The organism is Methylobacterium hispanicum (assembly GCF_022179285.1).
GTDB classification, from domain to species: Bacteria; Pseudomonadota; Alphaproteobacteria; order Rhizobiales; family Beijerinckiaceae; genus Methylobacterium; species Methylobacterium hispanicum.
In genome coordinates this window covers 1-976 of record NZ_BPQO01000084.1, presented here as the reverse complement: position 1 = coordinate 976, position 976 = coordinate 1, and the positions used below count along the sequence as shown (strand labels likewise).

Below are 976 nucleotides of genomic sequence, written 5' to 3'. Positions count from 1 at the left end.
GTGCGTGCGTAGTCCCGGCTGCCTGGCAGGTGGTAGACCTTCTCGCCCGAGCGGCTGATGTTGCCCTTGATCGCGCAGTTGAGGGCCGGGTGCGAGGGCACGGGGTCGGGCTGATTCTCGCGAGTGGCGCCCCGCTGCGCTCGCCGCCAGGTCGACGGCTCTTCGAAGGTGCCGGCCCAGATCCCGCGCCGAGCCGCGCGGGCGGCCTGCTCTTGCGCGATGTAGTCGGTGCTGTAGCGCCGGTAGGCGATGGCGTGCTCCTGCGTCACCATCCAGGCATTCAGATCCTCCGGGCCCTTCCGGCAAACGGAGACGGTGCGGCCGTACTGGTCCGTATCCCGAGGCTCGCACGTAACGGTGGCGTGGCCGATGTGGCTGTCGAGCGCCAGCGCCGCAGCCTGCCCGCAACGGTAGTCCTTGCCAGCCTTGTCCTGGCAGGTCTGCGCGCTCTCCGGCGCATCGATGCCATGAAGCCGGATGCGGGTGTTCCGGATCACCAGCGTGTCACCGTCCGTGACGCTCGGCCGGCCGGTGATCGGCTCGGCGGCGAGGGCCGGGGCAGCCAATAGGCCAAGGACTGTCAGGGTGAGACGGACCGAAGAGACGCGCTTGCGCCGGCCGGCCGTCACGCGTCGGCCTTCAGGCGCACGCCGGCCCCGCCGCCGTTCTCCGGAATGAACTCGATGCCGGCAGCCTCCAGCGCTGCCACGACAGCGCGCACGTTGTTCGGCATGCCCGCGGCGGCGCCGACGCTCGCCTCCATTCGCTTCAGCGTCGGCACGGAGATCGAAGCGGCTTCGGCAAGCGTCGCCTGCCCCATCGCTAGAAGTGCGCGCGCCGCGGCGATCTGCCGGCCCGTGGGTGTATGATCCTTTTGGCTCATTGCGATCCGAACGTTTGACTAAAGTCGCGTGCTGATCCATAAGTATCACCACGCCTCCAACGGTTCAACGGATCTCCCGATGTCCCGCACCCT

Annotated in this window: 2 protein-coding genes; both read right to left on the bottom strand. The window is 68.6% G+C overall.

Going from position 1 to position 976, the window contains the following annotated elements:
• On the bottom strand, positions 1 to 629 hold a 629-nt coding region (locus tag MFF56_RS31815; protein WP_238232208.1), incomplete at its 3' end, for a thermonuclease family protein.
• Complete coding sequence (locus MFF56_RS31810) at positions 626 to 820, bottom strand: transcriptional regulator (protein WP_373324258.1); 195 nt, start codon at positions 818 to 820, stop codon at positions 626 to 628. The genes MFF56_RS31815 and MFF56_RS31810, both read right to left, overlap by 4 nt.
• Between the last annotated feature and the right edge of the window lie 156 nt (positions 821 to 976).